This window comes from Alcanivorax sp. HI0083 (assembly GCF_001635175.1).
In genome coordinates, this window is sequence record NZ_LWFX01000944.1 from 1 (window position 1) to 2,475 (window position 2,475).

Genomic DNA, 2,475 nt, shown 5'->3' on the forward strand with positions numbered 1-2,475 from the left:
GCCCACTTGCACGGCGGTTGCGCCTAACGCCATGGCGGCCCGCACGCCGGCCGGACTGGCAATGCCGCCGGCGGCGATCACCGGAATGGAGACGGCATCGGCCACCTGCGGCACCAGACTGAAGGTGCCCTGCTGGCGGCTCAGGTCATCACTGAGAAAGTGGCCCCGGTGCCCGCCCGCTTCCAGCCCCTGGGCGATCACGGCATCGGCGCCTTGTGCCTGGAGCCAGAGTGCCTCTTCAACCGTGGTAGCGCTGGACAGAACCGTGGCCCCGGTGGCTTTTACCCGGTCCAGCAGGCTGGCCTCCGGCAAGCCGTAATGAAAGCTCACCACCGCAGGCTGGAATTGTGCCAGCACTGCCGCGCAATCGGCATCAAACGGCTTGCGCGAAGGGCCTTCGGGAATCGCTGATGGATCGGCGCTGAACTCGTCATAGTAAGGGCGCAGGGTTGCTACCCAGCGTTGTTCGCCTTCCGGGTTGGACGCCGGGGAATCGTGGCAGAAAAAATTCACGTTCCAGGGATTGTTGGTGGCGGCGCTCAGTTGCGTCAGCTGCTGCTCCAGACCAGCGGCATCGAGCATCCCGGCGGGCACGGATCCCAGCCCTCCGGCCTCACACACTGCCGCGGCCAGACGCCAGTCTTGCACCCCGGCCATGGGCGCCTGAATCAGTGGTAGAGAGGTGTTGAACAGAGATCGCATAAGGCATTCCAGGTCGGCAGGAAAAAGGGTCAGCGAATCACAAGATCCAGTATAAATGCGGCCCGGTCGTTAACCGGGGCTCTGGGGACTTCAACCAGTGTGTAGCCGAAATGCCGATAGGCGGTCTGCATGATTTCAAAGGTAGCGACGGCTTCAGCAAACGACTGTTTGCGTTCCTTGTCGTTGGTAAAGATAGCGTCCCAGGGAGGGAAGAGGAAGACAGGGTTGTGGTATCGATACTTTTCACAGGCCTCAATCAAGGATCTGGGAACAGGCAGGCTTTCAAGGAGGGAGTAACCATAGATATCGACCAGCCCCCGGTCAAAAAAGACCGTCTCCTCATGGTCTGCAAAATGGGCATGATGGGTTAGCTCAGCCGACAGCATTTGGTTACGAAAGGCGACCTTGTCCAGCCAGGGAACAGCCTTCCCGCCCTGTTCAACCTGCGATTGAATCACTTGGCGGCCGACTTCCTCGGAACAGTGAAAACCCAGGCTGGCAATATGCTCGATGACCGCAGTCTTGCCAGAGCCGGGTCCCCCGGTCAGCACCATGGGTGTTGTCATTTGTTTGCGCATGACTGTCGGATTTCAGCCTGGGTATCAGCTCTTTGTGTCTACTTTGCTGATGGTGCCTTGGGCTACCGCGACGAGCCGTTCTTCGCCGTTATTGAGGGCGATCACTTCGCACTGGCAGACGGCCTGTCTCTTGCCACTGGAAAGCACGGTGGCGCGGGCGGTTAGTCGTTCTCCCAGTGCCGGGCGCAGATAGTTGATCTTGTATTCGGAGGTGACAGAGTCACCCAGTACGGAGCCCCCGGCATAGGTAAGTGCATTGTCTGCCAGATAGCTGACAACACCGCCGTGGACAAAGCCATGCTGTTGTTTCAGTTCATCGCGAACGGCCAGGGTCAGCACGGCCTTGCCGGGCTCGAAGGCCTCCAGCTCCGTGCCAAGCAGAACACTGAATGGCTGGCTGCCGAGGATGTTTTTGCCGAATGAGAGAAGGTCGGTCATTACAAGCCCCCGTATAAGGAAAAGGAGGCTGCTTGCAGCGGGTTCGCTTGCAGGCAGCCCTTTGCCGCCAATTGGCGCGGGTTAATGGTTATTCCGTACCGGTTGCCGGCAATGTTTGTGGTGCCCGGACCTCGGCACTGCCAATGCCACGGGGGTCGCTGGCGGCGGTCACTTCGCCGCTGTTCTTGCCACTGCCCTTGCGCCACAGAATGGCCTGCATATTGCCATAATTGCGACCGGTGGAGACGACCTTGTGGCCCATCAGCATCAGGTCCTTGGCGGCCTGGCTGCCGACGAATTCCGGCTCTGCCTGGACTTCGTCAGGCAGAAACTGATGGTGGAAACGCACGCGACTGACCCAGTCCTCGACCGGTTTATCGTTGGCGGCTTCAAGGACGCCCAGCATCACCATGGAGATGATGCGGCTGCCGCCGGGGGTGCCGAGAATGGCGATCCGGTCGTCGAATTCCACGAAGGTGGGGGTCATGGAAGACAGCGGGCGCTTGCCGGGGGCGATGGCGTTGGCCTCGCTGCCCACCAGGCCGTAGGCGTTGGGGCTGCCGGGTTTGGCGGAGAAATCGTCCATTTCGTTGTTGAGCAGCACTCCGGTGCCGGGGGCCACAAAGCCGCTACCGAACGGCAGGTTAATGCTCAGGGTGGCGGCGACCCGGTTGCCGTCTTTATCCAGTACCGAGAAATGGGTGGTGTGAAAGCCCTCTTCCACGCTGATCGGCTCGCCCAGGCTGCTGCTGGGGGT

At 60.6% G+C, this 2,475-nt stretch carries 4 protein-coding genes; all 4 read right to left on the minus strand.

Features of this window, described 5'->3' with window-relative positions; translation table 11 throughout:
- A partial coding sequence (locus A3754_RS10510) for a nitronate monooxygenase family protein (RefSeq protein WP_063519636.1) occupies window positions 1–702 on the minus strand: 702 nt, incomplete at its 3' end.
- Between the two features lie 29 nt (window positions 703–731).
- The gene (locus A3754_RS10515; protein WP_369817603.1) at window positions 732–1,280 is read right to left on the minus strand and encodes an AAA family ATPase; all 549 of its coding nucleotides are present in this window, start codon (window positions 1,278–1,280) and stop codon (window positions 732–734) included.
- A gap of 24 nt (window positions 1,281–1,304) precedes the next feature.
- Window positions 1,305–1,718, minus strand: coding sequence for a PaaI family thioesterase (locus A3754_RS10520; RefSeq protein WP_063519637.1), 414 nt, complete (start codon window positions 1,716–1,718; stop codon window positions 1,305–1,307).
- Between the two features lie 88 nt (window positions 1,719–1,806).
- Window positions 1,807–2,475, minus strand: a 669-nt coding sequence (locus tag A3754_RS10525) for a gamma-glutamyltransferase (RefSeq protein ID WP_197468613.1), incomplete at its 5' end; no start/stop codon positions are given.